The 19,039-nt window shown below is 36.8% G+C and carries 19 protein-coding genes and 1 other annotated feature; of the genes, 3 read left to right on the top strand and 16 right to left on the bottom strand.

All coding sequences use genetic code 11. The annotated features are described in order from the left end of the window. Positions 1 to 4: 4 nt before the first annotated feature. From opp3C to J2S10_RS06650, 3 genes are all read right to left on the bottom strand, one after another. Positions 5 to 1,033, bottom strand: coding sequence for an oligopeptide ABC transporter permease (gene opp3C, locus J2S10_RS06660; protein WP_307405683.1), 1,029 nt, complete (start codon positions 1,031 to 1,033; stop codon positions 5 to 7). Further along, complete coding sequence (opp3b, locus tag J2S10_RS06655) at positions 1,030 to 1,962, bottom strand: oligopeptide ABC transporter permease (RefSeq protein ID WP_307405681.1); 933 nt, start codon at positions 1,960 to 1,962, stop codon at positions 1,030 to 1,032. Before opp3b ends, opp3C begins: the two co-directional genes overlap by 4 nt. A gap of 111 nt (positions 1,963 to 2,073) precedes the next feature. After that, a complete protein-coding gene (locus tag J2S10_RS06650) occupies positions 2,074 to 3,756 on the bottom strand; it encodes a peptide ABC transporter substrate-binding protein (protein WP_307405679.1) in 1,683 nt (560 codons plus the stop codon). Positions 3,757 to 3,978: 222 nt separating this feature from the next. Here J2S10_RS06650 and J2S10_RS27400 point away from each other — a divergent pair, with 222 nt between their 5' ends. Continuing rightward, positions 3,979 to 4,344, top strand: a complete 366-nt coding sequence (locus J2S10_RS27400) for a DUF3899 domain-containing protein (protein WP_370876170.1) — start codon at positions 3,979 to 3,981, stop codon at positions 4,342 to 4,344. A gap of 45 nt (positions 4,345 to 4,389) precedes the next feature. Further along, positions 4,390 to 4,635, top strand: a binding site (T-box leader). Between the two features lie 50 nt (positions 4,636 to 4,685). Continuing rightward, complete coding sequence (trpS, locus tag J2S10_RS06645) at positions 4,686 to 5,678, top strand: tryptophan--tRNA ligase (RefSeq protein ID WP_307405677.1); 993 nt, start codon at positions 4,686 to 4,688, stop codon at positions 5,676 to 5,678. Positions 5,679 to 5,743: 65 nt separating this feature from the next. Here the strand turns inward: trpS and J2S10_RS06640 are convergent, their stop codons facing one another. From J2S10_RS06640 to J2S10_RS06595, 10 genes are all read right to left on the bottom strand, one after another. Next, on the bottom strand, positions 5,744 to 6,490 hold the full coding sequence (locus J2S10_RS06640; RefSeq protein WP_307405675.1) for a YjbA family protein: 747 nt from the start codon (positions 6,488 to 6,490) through the stop codon (positions 5,744 to 5,746). Positions 6,491 to 6,578: 88 nt separating this feature from the next. Beyond that, positions 6,579 to 6,794 carry a hypothetical protein gene (locus J2S10_RS06635; RefSeq protein ID WP_307405672.1) on the bottom strand — a complete coding sequence of 72 codons (216 nt, stop codon included), beginning with the start codon at positions 6,792 to 6,794 and terminating at the stop codon, positions 6,579 to 6,581. Positions 6,795 to 6,975: 181 nt separating this feature from the next. After that, positions 6,976 to 7,887 carry an oligopeptide ABC transporter permease gene (gene opp4C, locus J2S10_RS06630; RefSeq protein ID WP_307405668.1) on the bottom strand — a complete coding sequence of 304 codons (912 nt, stop codon included), beginning with the start codon at positions 7,885 to 7,887 and terminating at the stop codon, positions 6,976 to 6,978. A gap of 11 nt (positions 7,888 to 7,898) precedes the next feature. Then, entirely contained in the window at positions 7,899 to 8,864 is a 966-nt protein-coding gene (gene opp4B, locus J2S10_RS06625; protein WP_307405666.1) for an oligopeptide ABC transporter permease, read from the bottom strand. Positions 8,865 to 9,045: 181 nt separating this feature from the next. Beyond that, complete coding sequence (gene opp4A, locus J2S10_RS06620) at positions 9,046 to 10,752, bottom strand: oligopeptide ABC transporter substrate-binding protein (RefSeq protein WP_307405665.1); 1,707 nt, start codon at positions 10,750 to 10,752, stop codon at positions 9,046 to 9,048. 33 nt (positions 10,753 to 10,785) lie between these two features. Then, positions 10,786 to 11,796 (bottom strand): ABC transporter ATP-binding protein, encoded by a 1,011-nt coding sequence (locus tag J2S10_RS06615; protein ID WP_307405663.1) that lies wholly within the window; start codon positions 11,794 to 11,796, stop codon positions 10,786 to 10,788. Further along, the gene (locus tag J2S10_RS06610) at positions 11,796 to 12,818 is read right to left on the bottom strand and encodes an ABC transporter ATP-binding protein (protein WP_307405658.1); all 1,023 of its coding nucleotides are present in this window, start codon (positions 12,816 to 12,818) and stop codon (positions 11,796 to 11,798) included. Before J2S10_RS06610 ends, J2S10_RS06615 begins: the two co-directional genes overlap by 1 nt. A gap of 150 nt (positions 12,819 to 12,968) precedes the next feature. After that, positions 12,969 to 13,778, bottom strand: a complete 810-nt coding sequence (locus J2S10_RS06605; protein WP_307405656.1) for a DUF2268 domain-containing putative Zn-dependent protease — start codon at positions 13,776 to 13,778, stop codon at positions 12,969 to 12,971. A gap of 232 nt (positions 13,779 to 14,010) precedes the next feature. Continuing rightward, positions 14,011 to 15,249 (bottom strand): beta-ketoacyl-ACP synthase II, encoded by a 1,239-nt coding sequence (fabF, locus tag J2S10_RS06600; RefSeq protein WP_307405654.1) that lies wholly within the window; start codon positions 15,247 to 15,249, stop codon positions 14,011 to 14,013. Between the two features lie 61 nt (positions 15,250 to 15,310). Further along, positions 15,311 to 16,243, bottom strand: a complete 933-nt coding sequence (locus tag J2S10_RS06595) for a beta-ketoacyl-ACP synthase III (protein ID WP_307405653.1) — start codon at positions 16,241 to 16,243, stop codon at positions 15,311 to 15,313. A gap of 207 nt (positions 16,244 to 16,450) precedes the next feature. On the opposite strand from J2S10_RS06595, the gene J2S10_RS06590 reads away from it, so the two are divergent. Next, positions 16,451 to 16,702 carry a hypothetical protein gene (locus J2S10_RS06590; protein ID WP_307405651.1) on the top strand — a complete coding sequence of 84 codons (252 nt, stop codon included), beginning with the start codon at positions 16,451 to 16,453 and terminating at the stop codon, positions 16,700 to 16,702. A gap of 17 nt (positions 16,703 to 16,719) precedes the next feature. On the opposite strand, the gene J2S10_RS06585 is transcribed toward J2S10_RS06590, so the two are convergent. The 3 genes from J2S10_RS06585 to J2S10_RS06575 form a co-directional block, all read right to left on the bottom strand. After that, positions 16,720 to 16,917 (bottom strand): ComZ family protein, encoded by a 198-nt coding sequence (locus J2S10_RS06585; RefSeq protein ID WP_307405649.1) that lies wholly within the window; start codon positions 16,915 to 16,917, stop codon positions 16,720 to 16,722. Positions 16,918 to 17,339: 422 nt separating this feature from the next. Then, the gene (locus J2S10_RS06580) at positions 17,340 to 18,194 is read right to left on the bottom strand and encodes a hypothetical protein (RefSeq protein ID WP_307405647.1); all 855 of its coding nucleotides are present in this window, start codon (positions 18,192 to 18,194) and stop codon (positions 17,340 to 17,342) included. A gap of 80 nt (positions 18,195 to 18,274) precedes the next feature. After that, positions 18,275 to 19,000, bottom strand: coding sequence for a hydrolase (locus J2S10_RS06575; RefSeq protein ID WP_307405644.1), 726 nt, complete (start codon positions 18,998 to 19,000; stop codon positions 18,275 to 18,277). Positions 19,001 to 19,039 lie beyond the last annotated feature (39 nt).

Below are 19,039 nucleotides of genomic sequence, written 5' to 3'. Positions count from 1 at the left end.
CCTTCTAATCGCGCATTTTTGGATCTAACGCATCACGTAATCCATCTGCAATTAAGTTAAATACAATCATAATGAGAGAAATCATGATTGCAGGAATAATCATCTGATATGGAAAGGCAATCATAGATGTAAAGCCATCATTGATTAATGTACCAAGAGAAGCCTTTGGCTCTTGTAATCCTAGTCCAATAAAACTTAAAAATGCTTCAAAGAAGATCGCATTTGGAATTGAGAACATTGTATTAATGATAATAATCCCAAACATGTTTGGTATCATATGTTTAAAAATTATTGAAGTATCTGAGGCACCTAATGTTTTCGCAGCAAGCACATACTCCTGATTTTTAAATTTTAGCACTTGAGCACGTACGACACGCGCCATGCCTGTCCAACCAGTAATAGATATAGCAATTATAATTGGAGTTATACCTGGTTTAAGAACAAGAATCATAAGTACTACAATAATTAAGTTAGGAATCCCCATTATTACTTCCACAATACGCTGCATCACATTATCCACAGGACCACCAATATAACCGGAAAAAGCTCCATATGACACCCCAATAAGCATGTCCATTAATGCTGCAACAAAGGCGATTAATAAAGAAATTTGGGTACCCTTCCAAACACGGGCAAATTGATCCCGTCCTAAACTATCAGTTCCAAACCAGTAATATTGCTTTATATTTCGCATTTCATATGGATTGTAAGAGGTACCGTCTTTCCTGGTTAGTTCACCGTTAAACGGAAGCCAACTAATATGGTCTATTCCTTGTATACGAGGCGGTAAATTTGCATGGGCCGTATTTTGGGCGTCGTATGCGTATGGTGTTAATAAAGGGCCGATAAATGCCATCACAATTAAAATCACCATAAGAACTAAACTTACAACTGCACCTTTATTTTTACGAACTCTCAGCCAAGAATCCTGCCAAAAATTTAAACTTGGCTTGGAAATTTTCTCACTATTTGATAAATCAACATGGGCGGGTGCGAATAAATCTTTTGAGATGGTTTGTTCTTTGTTGATCACTTAGATTTCCCCCCCGAAATACGAATACGTGGATCAATTATTCCGTAAAGAATATCTACCACTAATATGATGACAACAAAAGCGGCGGCGAAAAGAATAGAAGTACCCATAATAACCGGATAATCATTAACCGCAATCGATTTAACAAATTGTTCTCCCAGCCCGGGAATTCCGAAGATTTTCTCAATTACTAGAGATCCTGTCATTAATGCTACCGCTAATGGTCCTAAAACAGTGATGACGGGAATTAAAGCATTTCTTAATGCATGCTTTACACTAATTTGAAAATAACTTGCACCCTTAGCTTTTGCTAAAGTTATATAGTCAGAACCTAAAACATCGATCATTTCAGTTCTCATAAAACGAGCGGCAATGGCTATTACAAACATTGAAAGGGCAATTGTAGGAAGGACTGTGTATTCCGGTCCACGCCAGAACATAACAGGGAGCCAACCTAATTTCACCGCGACATAATATTGAAGCAATCCTGCAAATACGAAGTTAGGGATTGACTTTCCAATAACCGCAATTAGAGTTGATCCATAATCGACCCATGTATTTTGCTTTAGAGCTGCAAAAACGCCTAATATGATACCTATAATTGTTCCGACAATCATAGCTTCCAAACCTAAAGTGGCTGATGGGCCAATTCGTAACGCTAGAAGCCTAGTAACAGGGGTATTATCAAACTGAAAGGAGACTCCTAAATCACCTTTCACCATATTCACCAAATAGCGTACATATTGAACTGGTACCGGGTCATTTAGGCCGTATTTATTTTGCATAATGGCAAGCTGCTCATGTGTGAGCTTTTCTGCATTATTAAAGGGAGTACCTGGAATAAGCTTCATGAGGAAAAATGAAACTGATACAACGATGAACATAGTTATAATCATATAGATAATCCGTTGTAAAATGTACTTTGCCATTCTCCCACCTCCTAATTGATGAATAATTCGTCATTTTCCGACAATTCAGACACAGGTAGAAAGAGAGTATATTCTTTGAAATATACTCTCTTTCTATTTTGTTGGTATATGTTATTTCTTTGTATTTACAATTTGAATCCATTGTAAACTATAGTCAGGACCAATTGCATGTGTTACATAACCTTTTACTTTGCTATTAATTAAAAGGTTAGCTGAACGTTGGTACATTGGAGCAATTGCAGCATCTTCATCAAGAACGATTTTTTCTGCATCTTGAAGAGCTTTCCAGCGTTTTGCCGGGTCAGTTGCTAAAGTAGTTTGAGCATGTTTAATCAGGTCATCCACTTTAGAATTTGAGTAGCTCATGTGGTTTTGCTGGCTGTCAGTTGTCCAAAGATCCATGAATGTCATTGGATCCTGGTAGTCTGGCCCCCAACCGCTCATCAAAATATCATATTGTTGTTTATCTTCACGGTCCAAGCGAATTTTGAAAGGAACACTTTCAATATTTACAGTTATGCCTGGAAGATTCTTTTCTAATTGATCTTTAATGTAAGCATCTGTCTTCTTAGAAGATGCGGTATCTTGACCAACATAAGAAAAAGTTAATTTCGTTTGGCCGATTTCAGCTAAACCTTTTTTCCAGTATTCTAAAGCTTTTGCTTTATCAGTTGTTAGATATGTGCCAGCATCAGCTCGGAAATCTTTACCGTTAAGATTAACAAAGCTTTTTGGAACGATATAGTCAGCAGGAATTGATCCATTTGCCAATACGTCTTTAGTTAAAGCTTTTTTGTCAATTGACATCGCAATTGCTTTACGGATATTTACGTTTTTCAATGCAGCGTTCTTTTCATTAAATTTCAACCAGAAAATAGTTGGCTGCTGGTACGTGTATAGGTTCTTTGAACCTGTATATTGGGAAAGAATCGCAGGGTCAGCAAGTTTTGGTGTAATATCTGCTTCTCCGGCTTCAAACGCATTTGCAGAAGCTTGACCGTCTTTAGAAACGTTAAAGTTCACTTTTGTTAAAGAAACGTCTTTAGCACCCCAATATGCATCGTTCTTTTCCAATGTCCATTCAGTTGCTTGCGGGCCATCCCATTTAGTCAATTTAAATGGACCGTTAAAAAGGATATGTGCAGCATCTTTGGCATAGTTTTTACCTTGAGCTTCTACATATTTTTGATTTTGTGGATATAATACTGGGAATGCAATATAAGTTTCAAAGTATGGAATTGGTCTTGCCAAGTCAACTTCAAGTGTGTAATCATCAATTGCTTTAACACCTAGGTCAGTAACAGGTTTAGCTTTGTTCATAATTTCATGTGCATTTTTGATTGTTCCATCCACGTAGTAAGCATATGGTGATGCATTATTAGGATCAACCACACGCTGCCAAGCATAGACAAAGTCATGTGCAGTAACTGGGTCACCGTTAGACCATTTAATATCTTTTTTCAATTTAATTGTATAAACTGTTTTGTCAGCGTTTGCAACTGGCGCGCCAGCAGCAACACCATTGATTATTTTTTGATTTTGGTCAATACGGTATAATCCTTCGTTTACAGCGTTTAAGATTGTGAAGCTCAATACGTCTTGAGACAAAGCACTATCCATTGATGGAATTTCAGCTGTCTCAAGAACATTAAGTACTTGATCAGGTGCTTTCTCAGCAGTTTTTGTTGATGATTTTGTACCAGAGTCTTGTGTTTTATTACTAGAACATGCTGCTAAAAACATGCTAAGAACTAGCGATAAAACTAAAAGTAGTGAAAGTTTTGATTTCTTCACTAGTAGACCTCCCTTTTCTATTATTCTGAAAAATTACTACATTCTCTATTATACATATATTCGTGATATTGTACATTATTTTTTCAAAATTTATTTACAGACCCGAAACAATCTTTACGATATCATTACAAAACCCTATAATATAATTTAGACTAATACTAAATTTTTGCTATAATAGTTTTATGCTTTAACCCATTAAATCAACGTTTTGGAGGTTTTCATTTGAAATTTGGGCTTAAGAGAAAACTTTTAATTTTAGTCTCTTTTCAATTCTGTATTTTAACTATTTCTTTTTTCATTCATCATAGGGTCACTTTAATTAGCTATATCAATATATCTTTTTATATTTCGGCTGCATTGCTTTTCACATCTTTATTAATTAATACAATTCATACCGGATTTTTTGATGTTATGTCCAAGTCATTTACACTTGCCTTTTCACGAGGACAGAATAAAAGAAAATTTGATGACCTTCCATCCCTATCTGAGCTTGTTCAAATTAATCCCAAACCAATGCTCTTTTACGGCACTTTTACAGGTCTTTTCATGTTAATTGCTCTTTTCTGTTATTATATTTTGCGTACTTGATTACCAATATATATTTATTTATAATATTGATAAATGAATAAAAGCTGTAGAGCGATGATAGAGAGTAGTACGTATTTCCTTCGTTTTCAGAGAGTTTGTGGCAGGTGAAAACAAACACGAATTAATACGGAATGGACTTTTGAGCTTCTTTCCAAACCTTTATTAAATGGAAGCAGTAGGAATAGACGTTTTCCTTGCGTTAAAAGGACCCATACTCCTGTTAGGACTATGGAACTGAGTGACTCTTTTTAGAGTAATTTAGGGTGGTACCGCGAACCATTCGCCCCTATTTTTATGGGATGAATGGTTTTTTTATTTATATTTTTTAGGAGGAATTTACAATGAAGACAATTTTTTCAGGTATCCAACCAAGTGGTACAATCACGCTTGGTAACTATATCGGAGCAATGAAGCAATTTGTGGAGCTACAGGACGAATACAATTGTTTCTTCTGCATTGTTGACCAGCATGCAATTACGGTTCCACAGGACCCGCAAACATTAAGAAAAAACATTCGCAGTCTGGCAGCACTGTATATTGCTGTTGGCATTGATCCAAATAAAGCAACATTATTTATTCAATCCGAGGTTCCGGCACATGCTCAGGCAGGTTGGTTGATGCAATGCGTTTCCTATATCGGGGAATTGGAAAGAATGACTCAATTTAAAGATAAATCATATGGAAAAGAAGCGGTTTCAGCCAGTTTATTAACGTATCCACCATTAATGGCTGCAGATATTCTTTTATACAATACAGATCTTGTTCCTGTTGGTGAAGATCAAAAACAGCATATGGAATTAACAAGAGACCTTGCTGAAAGATTTAACAAAAAATACAATGATGTTCTTACAATTCCTGAGATTCGTATTCCTAAAGTAGGTGCACGGGTCATGTCTTTACAGGAACCAACGAAAAAAATGAGCAAATCAGATCCTAATAAAAAGGCTTTTATCACCCCATTAGATGATCCAAAACAAATTGAGAAGAAAATCAAAAGTGCTGTTACAGATTCAGAAGGAATCGTTAAATACGATAAAGAAAATAAGCCCGGAGTTTCCAATCTGTTATCGATTTACTCCATTTTGGGCGGTAAATCGATTGCAGAACTCGAGGAAATGTATATAGGTAAAGGGTATGGAGATTTTAAAGGTGACTTAGCTGAAGTTGTCGTAAATGTATTTAAACCGATTCAAGAAAAATACTATAATCTAATGGAATCAAGCGCCCTTGACGATATTTTAGATCAAGGTGCTGCAAAAGCTAATCTTGTTGCAAGTAAAACGCTAAGAAAAATGGAAAATGCTATAGGATTAGGACGCAAACAACGGAAATAACATTTTCATAAAAATTAAAGCCTGACCCGCAAAAGGTAAGTGTAGATACCTTTTGGGTCAGGCTTTTAATTTACTTTTGGACCATGTTCCATTTCCCAAAGCTTTTCAAAAAACGGCTGGCCTTTAATCAGATTTTCACAAAAGAATTCGTGTCTTTTAGACCAGCCAAATTTAGTTTCTTCATATAACTGCTCCCAAGCAGCTTCAAAATTTAATTCCTGTATAGCCAAATACTTTTCTGGACACCATTCTGTAAACCAATAGCGGACTTCTGCTTCATTCTTAGAAGAATGAAGTTGGTCAAGAGCCATGAATAAAAGCTGTTTTAATTGTCGCTCTTTTCGCGTTAAACCTCTCATCAATTCTGGTTCAGGTGATAAAATATGGAAATCTTTCATATCCTTTTGCTCATAAAAATGGTAAATTTGCGCATCATGCGACTCAATCATTTCATAGACAAGTTGTTCTTGTCTTGGTATTAGTCTGCTTTTTCGAATGGGGATATTATACCCTATCGTATCAATCGCTAATATTCCCACTCCATCGGTAACGACAAAACAATAGTCAAGCTGGACTCTCTCATGGTTTTTTCTTAAATAAGCCTTTTGAAAAATATCATCTAGAAGTTGCTGTGGTAATTCTGAGAGATCGTTCTCGATATAGTTAAATAGAAGCGGTTCAACTTTTAAAAGTGGAACTTGATCTAATAGTTCGACCCCATCATCCTTACGCCATTCATGGAAGTGGCAGACATTATATCCGTTTTCTTCACCCTCAAACCAATTTACCCAAACATCATGAAGATACAACATTGTACAACCCCTCACTTCAAGAAACTGTTTGTCAATCAGTATGGGCAGACCTAAGTTAAATTATTCCTTTATATATATTTTGCTCCAGTTACGGTTTATTACTGGTAACAGGAATGTAAATACTTACCGTTATGATAATAATACCGATGGCAAGTAAATAACATTCCACTCGCCCGGTGATAAATTCTAAATATTCTTTAAACCCAAAACCGATTGTCAATAAATTTAAGTATGCAATGGTGATTACTCCACCATATACAGCAAGCCAATATCCGATTAAAAAGAAAATTATCCTAACTGCCATACCCAATACCCCGCCCATTGTCAACACCCTAGCTCTTGTCCTAATGTTATCTTATTTATATGATTTTCTTATGCATATATGAACCAATGTTAACAACAATGAAGATGCTTTAATTGGGTGAATAATTGCTCTGATTTGAAAAAATGAAAAAAAATCCACCATTTTATTAAATGATGGATTTTTATCTTCTTGATTTAGGATTGAAAGCATCTTTTAAGCCTTCACCAATAAAATTAATGGATAAAATCGTAATGGTAATGGTGAAAGCAGGCGGTATCCAAATCCACCATTTAAATTGAAGAACATCCGGTTCACTTGCGGATGAGAGCATATTTCCCCAGCTCGGGACGTCCTGCGGTACACCAAAACCAAGAAAGCTTAAGCCCGATTCAGCTACTATCATTGTAGCAAACGTAATTGTCGCCTGAACAATAATGGTCGAGAGGATATTTGGTATAAGATGTTTGATAATTACCTTAGCAGGAGTGCAGCCAATTGAAATCGCAGCGATTATATATTCATTTTCCTTTTCAGAAAGGATTTTACTTCGAATGATGCGAGCAATTCCCCCCCAGCTAAGTAAGCTTATCACCCCGATTAATACCCACAAACCTGATACTTTGCCAAATAGAATCGCGTTTAAAACAATAACAAAGACAAGAAAGGGAAAGTTTAGGACGAAGTCAGTAAATCGCATTAATAAATGATCAATAATTCCCCCAAAATAACCTGCAATGGAACCAATTAATGTACCTAAAAAAACAGAAAATAGCGTACAGGATATTCCAACTAACAAAGAGATGCGTCCCCCGTAAAGTAACCTGGTAAATACATCCCTGCCGCTTTTATCTGTGCCCAGCCAATGATCACGTGAGGGTTCTAAGGACATCTGACCAATGTTAATCCTTGTTACATCGGCGGTAGTAATGTACGGAGCAAGGATGGAAATGATTGATACAATACTTAAAAAGATTAAACTTGTCATGGCTAATTTATTCTTAATAAACTTCTTTCTGGCAGTTGCTAATGGTGACAAACTTTTTTTTGGGGGGATAATTTCTACATTTCTTTCGCTTAATGGTACAATCTCCATCTAATCTCCCCCTAATCCAGCCTGATTCTCGGGTCTACAACACCATATAAAATATCGGCAATCAGGTTACCAATTAGTGTTAAGAAAGAGAACAGCATAGTCAATGTCATTAATACGGGATAATCCCTTGTCCCAACGGATTGTAAGAATAGTTGTCCAAGACCGGGATAGGTAAAAATGGTTTCCGTGATAATTCCGCCACTTATAATAGCTACAATATCAAACCCTAAAAATGTAATTAGGGGAATCATTGAATTCCTTAAAATATGGACATTATAAATTTTGTTTTCAGGCGTCCCTTTTGCTCTTGCAGTACGGACAAAGTCTTTGCGACTATTTTCTATAATGTCGTTTCGCAAAAATTGCGTATAACTTGCAATACTTAATAATCCAAGTACCAATGCAGGTAAAAAAACGTGATGTAAGCGGCTTAGCCACCACTCAACTGTTCCATCCTCAATACCAATATCTACGGAACCATTTGATGGAAACCAATTTAGTTTAAAGGAAAATATGAAAATAGCGAATACCCCGGCGATAAAGGCAGGGAGAGAATATCCCAGATAGTTAAATGCTCCTATAAGGTTATCCCCAATTGTGTAAGGTTTTCGTCCCGCGTACGATCCCATTAGGAATGATAGAATATATGTAAGGAAGATTGATGATAGACCAAGTAAGATTGTGTTTGGCAGACGCTCACTAATGACCTCCGCTACACTAATTTTAAACCGAGTAGATTTTCCAAAATCGCCTACAACGAAATGACCAATCCAACGAAAATACTGTTTGGGCATCGGATCATTATAACCCAATTTTTCACGCATCTCAGCTATATACTTTGGGTTTGTATTCCTTGGATCAATTTCTCCGGTAAGCGAATCCCCCGGCATAAGCTTTGCCAAGGTAAACACTACAATGGAGATAAGGAGCAACATCGGAATCATTCCCAATATTCTGCGAAATGAATATTTTAACATGTCCATTCTCCTTGTCTATAAGCTAAAACATGATTGTTACCTTAATTTCTTTTGTTCAAAAGGGAGAGGCTAAGAGAAAAACAATTCTATTTAAACCTCATCCCGATTGAATTCCATCAATATACAGTTGATAGCATTTGTATATTTAACATAGTTTAATGGTAGATTGCATGCTTTGATTTTACTGAATCCACCAATTATTTGGTCGGTTTTTACCTGAAACGTCGAAGCTAACTCCATGGACACGCTTGTTAACTGCCATTGTTTCTTCAAGCTCGGCAATCGGTAAAACAGGCAGCTCTTTCATGAATAACTTTTGCCACTCTACATATATATCTTTCCGTTTTTTCGCGTCGGTGCCAACTATACTCATATCTGTTGCTTGAACCAACAATTTATCACTATCTGCATTTACCCAGCGGGCATAATTCCATACTGCATCAGATTTCCAAAGTGGAGATGGATCCGGATCTGAGCCGGTTGACCATCCGCCAAAAAATACTTCCATTGACTTGTCTGACTTGTCAAGCATATCGTAGTAAAGATTGGCATCCGTCATCACAAGCTTCGTTTTCAAGCCCACTGCTTCCCAATATTGTGTCAATGCTTTCGCACGAGCCTCAAATGTTGGATTTTGCGTTTGATAGTGGCTAAAGTTGATAACAAATTTCTTACCGTTAGGGTCTTCACGGAAACCATCGCCGTCAACGTCTTTAAATCCTGCCTTATCCAATAATTCTTTTGCTTTTTTAGGATCGTATTTATACTGTTCAAGATCTTTGTTATCAGCAGCAATCCAGTGGTTTGTTGGCACTGGGCGATTCACTGGTTTCCCAACTCCAAAGAAGAATGCTTTTACCCATTCCTCACGATTAATCGCATAGTACATGGCTTCACGAAGCAAAACGTCCTGGAATTTAGGTTCGTTCATGACATTCTTCTTTCCATCCCAGTTTCCTAATTTGAAACCAACATAATAGTAGCTTAAACCGGGATATTTAATCGCATTAACATTAGGAAGTGCTGAAACTTGATCAATAATACTTGGATGGAAGGATGTCATATCAAGTGTGCCATTTTTAAGCTCGCCCACAGTTAAAGATGGGTCGATTACTTTCAAAATGATTTTTTCAATATGCGGTTTACCTCCAAAATAATCATCAAAACGCGTCATCTCAACGGATTCACCCGGAACAATCTTGGTTACCTTATATGGTCCTAATCCAATAGGGTTCGTCCGTACTTGTTTTGACGACATCATATCTTTAACCGCGACACCTTGAAATTCTTTACGTGACATAGCGTACGTCCAAAGGTTTTCCAAGTTATTAACGCGGGCTTTATCAAAAGTAATTTGGATATGATCATCATCTATTACTTTAATACCTTCGATTTTATTAGTCTTCTTTTCATGATAGTCTGGAACACCTTGTATATTTTGAACGTTTGCATAACGGGGCCCATCATAATCCTTGTCAGCAATTACTTTTAAAGCAAATTCCCAGTCTTTCACAGATAACTCTTCACCATTTTGCCATTTAACACCTTTTTTGATCGTGAAATTATATACTTTGTTATCTTTTGTTTCCCATGAAGCGATATTTGGCTGTGGCTTTAATTTGTTATCAAATTTGATTAAATTTTCATCAAAGAAATCAATAACTTGGGCATCGGAATCAGTTCCGTAGAAACTAAAATTAAATTTACCTTCTGGTGCAGAGTCCAGCGAATATACAAGTGTCCCTCCGTCCTTTGGCTTATCGGATGGTTGGCCGTTCTTGGTACCTTCTGTTTTCATGGAACTTGTTTTGTTGTTGCTGCAAGCTGCTAAAAAAATTGAAAGTATTAAGGTAACAACAGTCAGTAAGAGCATACTTCTTTTTTTCATTCGTTTCCCCCTATTAGCTTTTATTTTTTCTATTTAGTAAAGGTGGCAGGCAACCCGATGTGAAGACTTGACCTCTTTTAATACGGGTTTATGTTTTGAACATTCTTCTATCGCCATGTGACAACGCGGGTGAAAAGGGCAACCGGTTGGTGGATTTAATGGGCTAGGCACATCTCCCTTTAGAATGATCCTTTCCTTCTTTTGGCGTGGGTCCTGTGTGGGAATCGCTGAAATTAATGCTTGTGTATATGGATGTAGAGGTTCTGCATAAAGGCAGGCTTTCTCCGCAATCTCTGCCATGTTACCTAAATACATAACACCAATGCGGTCACTCATATGTTTGACTACACTTAGGTCGTGAGCGATAAATAAGAAGGTTAATTCAAATACTTCCTGTAAATCTTTTAATAGATTTAAAACCTGTGATTGAACAGAAACGTCAAGGGCAGAAACCGGCTCATCAGCTATAATAAATTTTGGTCTTAGCGCCAAGGCACGGGCAATTCCAATTCTTTGACGCTGTCCACCGGAAAATTCATGTGCGTATTTAAAATATGAATCCTCTGGCAGACCTACCTTTTCTAATAAATCTATTACTTCCTTTTTTAATTCCGCCCTGCTTTTCTTAGTAAAGTTATAAATGGGCTCAGCAATGATGTCCCCTACCATCTGCATCGGATTTAGTGATGCGTAAGGGTCTTGAAACACCATCTGTAAATCTTTACGAATTCCTCTAAGTGATTTTCCTGATAGATTAGTAATATCTATTCCATCGAAGATAATCTTTCCTTCTGTCGGTTTTAATAACCTGAGAATCGTCCTTCCGGCAGTCGATTTCCCGCAACCTGACTCACCAACAAGTCCAAGAGTTTCCCCTCTTTTAATCTCAAAAGAAATATTATCGACTGCCTTTACGTCCCCAACCGTGTGTTTAAAAAACCCCCCTTTAACGGGGTAATATGTTTTCAAATTATGTATTTCCAGAAGATTTTCAGATTGAGAGGACAAATGACTTTTTCGACTGTGATCTGTTGTAATACCCATTAGTTCACCCCTTCTCTTGGTTTACTTGCTTTATAAAGTAAACAGGCTACTTCATGACCTTGTTCAACATCAGCAAGAATAGGGGTTTTGGTATAACATTCTGGCATCACCTTTGGACAACGATTAGCAAAACGACATCCAACCGGTGGCATGTTGGTAAGAGAGGGGACAATACCTTGGATGGTGCTTAGCCTTGCTTCCTCTACATTCATTTTAGGGATAGCCCCCAATAATAAGGTCGTATAAGGATGTTTAGGATTATAAAACAGTGTATCGACATCTGTTCGTTCCACAATTTTTCCGGCATACATGACGATTACTTCATCACACATTTCAGCTACTACACCTAAATCGTGGGTTATTAGAATGACTGACATATCATTTTTTTTTTGAATATCTTTTAAGAGATCGAGGATTTGTGCTTGAACGGTTACATCGAGGGCAGTAGTTGGTTCATCAGCAATTAATAGTCTGGGATGGCAGGCAATAGCCATCGCAATCATAACCCGTTGTCTCATCCCCCCTGACAATTGGTGTGGGTAATCATCTACGATTTTTTCAGGTCGGGAGATGCCAACACTTTTTAATATCGCTATACTTTTCTTGCGAGCTTCTGATTTGGAAATTTTCAAATGATTGAAAAATACTTCTTGGAGTTGAAAACCGATTGAAAAAACTGGGTTTAGCGAGGTCATTGGTTCTTGGAAAATTATTGAAATATCTCTTCCGCGAATTTTATTGATTTGAAATTCGGACATTTTCTCAAGATTAACTCCATCAAAAATAATTTCGCCTGATTTTAATTTTCCAATTCCTTTTGGCAGCAATTGAATGATAGAAAGGCTTAGAACTGATTTTCCACAACCGGACTCACCGACTATACCAACAATTTGTCCGGGTTTTACCTTGAAAGAAACATTATCTACTGCATTATAATCTTTTCCATCAATGTTAAAAGCAGTCTCTAAATTTGTTATTTCGAGCAATGGTGCCTCTTTGAGTTGAGAAATTTTTGTGCTCATCGTACACCTTCTTACTTTTTAATTATTCAGTAAATTCAATATATTCACACAGAATTCTATTACGGAATTGTTACAATTGCAAGAGTTTTTCACAAAATGGTAATTTCCATACATTTTAGATTAAAAAAAGCCTAATTTTAATAGGCCTATTTAACCAAACTCATTACTTCCTTCCAAAAATTTAGAAGCAGGAATTGAAAACGAAAGTTTTGTAGAATAAGTATGGTTCTTATAATAATTTTCTACAATGGCAAAGCCTGCTGCATATCCTAGCAACTTCGGAATTCTTCCCTCGCCGAATAAGAGATTGTCATGAGCTCTTTCATTTTTTCTCTTACTTAAATGACTTTTTAAATATTTATCCCATAAGCTTATTAAATCCTTTTTTGTATATATACTGCACCATTTTGCTAAATATTCGCTGCCGCAATTTTTTAATACTGCATACTCAGCCAAACCTTCAATGATAATAGAATCCAATAATGTGTATTCTTCCATTTTTTTATTTAGCATCTTTAACCTGCATACATGATGATACTCATGGACAAGTAATGCTTCCAATTCTTTAGTATCATCAACATCTGAAAGAAATAAAAACATTTTATCCGGATATGAAACACCCGATTTATTACTTTCCTGTCTAAAAAATAAACCTCTTCCTCGATCTAATGGAAATAGAAAGATAGGGATGTCGGGACCGGCCCATTTGTTTTTATAATGTTGGAATAGTTGGTCTGCATTTTTCCATACTTTTTGTTCTATCATTCTATCTAAATTCATTTTAGAAGACCTTGATGGACGATACATGCCAAATTTCATTAATTGATTGTAAATTTCGTTTGCATTTTGCCCCTTAAAATATGGAAGGAGCTTTTCACAAATTTCTGTTGGACGATCAAACTCCACTTTCAACCATTGATCCGTTTGAATGACTCCCATATTCTCACTCCATTTTTGCATATTTCTCCTGTTGAATATTTTATGTATTGTTTTTGGAGTGGTTCTAAAGATATTGGGAGATATATTTTTAACCACTAAAAAATCGACCAAGCGGAAGCCCGGTCGATTTTTTATGTGAAAAGAAAATATAAATTTTTGAACTATGATAACTGTCTAGCTCCACAAGAGTAAGCTTCGGAAGAGCCCCCAGCGACTAGTGTACTCCGCTAAACGGTCGCCTCCGCTTTTCTTATTACTCATATTTTTTGAATACGATGGTTGCATTATGTCCGCCGAAACCTAATGAATTGCTCATTGCAGCTTTGATTTCTTTTTGACGGGATACATTGGGTACATAATCCAGATCACAATCAGGGTCAGGTGTTTCGTAATTGATCGTAGGAGGAAGAATGCTGTCTCTCATAGCCAGTAATGTAAAAATGGCTTCGACACCTCCCGCGGCACCGAGAAGATGACCGGTCATTGATTTCGTGGAGCTCATTGCCAGCTTATAAGCATGCTCTCCAAATACTTCTTTTACTGCAAGTGTCTCAAACTTATCGTTGTACTCTGTACTTGTACCGTGCGCGTTAATATAATCGATATCCTCAGGCTTTAATCCGCTATCATTTATGGCCATTTTCATTGCCCGGGCTCCGCCTTCACCGCCCGGTGCCGGTGCTGTGATATGGTAGGCGTCACCTGTTGCACCATATCCGATAATTTCTCCGTAGATTTTTGCACCGCGCGCTAGGGCGTGTTCTAATTCCTCGAGTACAACAATCCCTGCACCTTCGCCAATAACAAATCCATCGCGATTTTTATCGAATGGCCTGCTAGCTGTTTTTGGATCCGGATTTGTTGATAATGCAGTATTGGCACAAAAACCGGCTACAGACATTTTTGTAATCGGTGCTTCTGCCCCGCCTGTTATCATGGCATCAGCATCGCCTCGCTGAATAACTTTAAAAGCATCCCCTATTGAGTTTGTTCCGGTTGCACAAGCGGTTACCGTACAAGAATTGAAACCTCTCGCTCCAAGAGTAATTGAAACCTGGCCTGTTGCCATATCCGGAATCAACATTGGGACAAAGAAAGGACTTACCCTGCGATACCCTCTTTTTTGGAAAATTTCATATTGCTCTTCGAAGGTTTCCATCCCGCCGATGCCCGAACCAATCCATACACCGACACGATGTGAATTTTCTTCGTTAATAGTGAGATTCGCATCTTTCACTGCCATTATTGCTGAGGCAACAGCATATTGCGTGAAACGATCCATTTTTCTTGCTTCTTTTCTATCCATAAAACTTTCCGTATTAAAGTCTTTTAATTCTGCAGATACTTTTGCGGGGTATTCATCGGCATTTACTCTTGTTAATGGTCCAATCCCTGATTTTCCTTCAATAATATTTTTCCACGTGGTTTCAACGTCATTTCCAAGGGGAGTCACCGCTCCAAGACCTGTTACCACAACCCTGCGTTTTTCCATGTCCTACAACTCCTTTTTCTATCTAAAAATCCTATGTCATTATTTATATAAAAAAGTCTCTTTATTTTCCCCAGCGAATGGCGATTGCACCCCAGGTCAATCCACCGCCGAATCCAACCATGACAATGACATCATCATCTTTGATTTTTCCCGCTTCTAGCTCTTCAACAATCGAAATTGGGATGGATGCAGCAGAAGTATTTCCGTATTTATGGACAGTTTTCGACATTTTTTCAACAGGCAACTCTAATCTTTGTCTAGAAGCCTCCATAATGCGGATATTGGCTTGATGCGGGATTAGAAAATCAACATCCTCTTTTGATAAACCAGCCTTTTCGAGTACATTAACGCAGCTTTCTCCCATTTGCCGTACAGCAAATTTAAATACTTCTCGTCCGTTCATGATAATATATTCGTCTTGGTAAAGATGTTTTGCTCCTGTACCATCTGCACCGAGCTCAAAAGCAAGTATTCCGCGGTTATCTGAAACATTGCCGATGATTACTGCTCCGGCTCCATCACCAAATAAAACTGCAGTATTTCGATCGGACCAGTCTGTAATTTTTGAAAGTTTTTCAACGCCAACTACGAGGATATGTTTATAAACTTGAGTTTCAATAAATTGTTTCGCAGTAACTATACCGTACATAAAACCAGCACAGGCTGCACTAATATCCATTGCCGCCGCTTTTTTTGCACCTAACCGTTCTTGAATCCTACATGCAATAGAAGGAAAAGGACTGTCTGGCGTAACGGTTGCGACTAGAATTAAATCGATATCCATAGGTGTAATTCCGGCATTTTCTATGGCGTTTTTTGCTGCTTCAAAAGCCATATCGGACGTATCAATATTATCCTCGGCAATTCTGCGTTCTTCGATACCTGTTCTCGACCGAATCCATTCATCTGAAGTGTCCATTATTTTCTCTAGGTCAGCATTGGTCACGATCTTTTCCGGTAAATATCTCCCTATCCCTACAATCCCAGCTCTCATTACAGCCATCTCCTTTTGTCATTTGAAATACATTCTCTATGGTTCTAAAGGTTATTATCAATTATTATGACTTGGTACTAATTTTATCAAATAAAACAGGATATAAGCAACTATTTTATCCACAATTATCATCCGCTATTGTCCATTCATTTTATTTAAAAAATCATAAACTAAATAAAGGAAAAAGAAAAAGGAGAATTAATGGTAATGGAAGAGAACCATAGGCTAAATGAACAGGATGGTAGAGATCGGTTTAATCGTTTAATGTTTGGTTCCAAGAGAGATAATGAAAAAACGGCCACACAGCCAACTGCCAATCCATCTCAACCCTCAATTGATTTTGAGGAACTAATGATAAATATCGATTCACTAATTGATTCCGCAAGTAACTTAAAACCATTATTTAAAAAGGCCTATCCTTTAGTTGAACAACTTTTGAAAAAAAATAAGCTGCCCTGAGCAGCTTTTTCCTATTATTATTGATTTAATTCTTTACGGGCATCTTCGAGACCCAGTTCATAGGCTTCTTGCATTACCTTCGTAAAAAGGTCCATAAATGGCTGAATTAAGTCCATAGATAATTCAACTCCGGCTTTATCTAATTGCTCCTTTGCTTCCGGTAAATACTTCATAGCCAACGCCATAAATTGAAATGATTTATCTTGATTGTTCATATGTATCTCCTTTTTATTCTTATTGCGGCAACTTTCCGGTTTCCTTATATTTTTCAATTTGTTTGTTCATTTTCCGAATAAAGAACAATATAATAATGGAAAATTAAAATCGGTTAATCTATTCTATGATTTTAAAGGACAACCTAATTTCTTTAGGTCAGTATAGTCCATTAGTGAAAGAAGACTACGGTTTTGCATTAAATGCATCTCCTTCTTGCTGCGACCGTACCCATAACAAAATTCCTTCGTTATATTCGATAAAATGAACAATCTAAAAACCGTTTATGCCACTTTATTCTACCTTGTGACGGCGAAAATGGAAAGATAATTTCCCTTAACTTCCATTATTTGCATAATATTACCACCAGACAAATTGCCTAAACCGATAAAAAACCCGCATGAAAATTATTGCGGGGCCCAAGCTAGTTTATAATATTATCGTATAATCGTTGTGTATGTTCAATTTGTTTTGAAAGTGAATCTGATACAGAAGTTACTTTTCTAAGTGGAACTTTTAGCAATTCATTATCAACTGTTATTGATCCATGTTCGTGTAGGGATATAAGTTTTTCATCAATATTTAAAAATGCTGCGCATGCGTCCCATTGATTTTTTTTCCCACTTTCAATCAAATATTTACCCGGTTTCTTTGATTCCATAATTTCATTCATCGTTTCAATAGCATCCTCTATAAATAGTGCATCAATAGTCACTTCTCTAATCCCTTTTATTTCTTCACCCCTACTAATTTTTGATAAAATGGTTTGCTGAAAAAGGAAAGTTTTTGGCTGCCAGGGTCCATAAATTGCAGGGACATAAATTAACTGAATATTACCGCCAACATTTATTGTTTGATCTAAAAATTCTTTGATATCAATTAGTGCTTGAGAATTAAGTGACCTTGTAAGCATTTGGATTGGAAGAATAAATACAATTGCTTCGCTCCTACTTTTATTCCGTTCTAAATATTGAAGAATCGGTCTAATAATTGCTGCTTTTTTCAAAACTGCTTCGGTATAATCCATAAAAAAATCGTATAGAGAAAAAATAATCATATTATTTGGTTTTTCTTGCTCAATAGCTTGAGCCCATTCCAAAAAAGATTGTTCTTCAAAATTTGCATTCCGTCCGATTTCGAGCCTTTTTTCTTCCGGAAAAGCTATTTTTTCGATATTCTCAACATGAATGCCTTTTACCTCTATTCCTTTTTCAAGAAAAGTTTTACATGCATGAAAACCTACAAAATCAAACACACCAAAAATAATTGCCTTGTCCATATTAAATTCCTCCCCAATCATTCCTTAATGAATCCTATGCGGTTTCAATTGGAATTATTTCTTTCTGGGGAGGGAGCAGATTATAGTACAGCTTCATGGCTTTTGAAAAATTTAATAATCATTCTGCCCAATTGCTGTTTTTTTTCAGGGAGGATATAACTCGTTTCGATTTTATCGATATTTCCTACCATTTTTTGTATCAGCTTCGATTGATTATATGCTTTTCCTCCGGACAAAACATGGCATATTTTGACGGAAATTCCAAAGTCAAGTGTGACCGAATCCTCCATGCTAAATATATCGCTTTCAAGCTTTCCTTGCTCCTTGTGATAGGAAACCGCTATTTCCTTCATAACTTTTTTATAAAAAAACTTATGCTCTTTTTCCTGTTCTAAATGATGCTTTAAGGAAAGTATCGGATTTAACAAAATAACAGACCTTAGATTTCCCTTCATTTTTTCCATTAATTTTACGGCGATTAGCGCTCCCATTCCTTCAGCTAAAATATGAATTTTATTATTTAGAATTTCACTTCGTATCACATGGTGATATAGTTTTTGTGCCAGCTCGACTGCACTCTCACTACCCCAATGGCGCCCATAAAGATTTGAGGAAAATATGGTGTACCCTGTTTCTTTTAATTGATTGATTATGGCCAGCTTCCCTTCATTTTGCGACCAAAAACATTTATTCTCGTCCACAAAATGCCTTTCATCTCCGATAATTAAAATTCCAAATCCTGTGGGCTTTTCAGGGTAATGGATGATATTCCACTCCGTATCCATCTGAAAATTCCGGTTTTCCATAGATAAATCTCCTTTTACATATTTCCTCAAAATAATGTA

The sequence above is a fragment of the Neobacillus ginsengisoli genome (genome assembly GCF_030813055.1).
The sequence above is the reverse complement of the archived record's forward strand: the minus strand, read 5'-3'. Positions and strand labels throughout refer to the sequence as shown.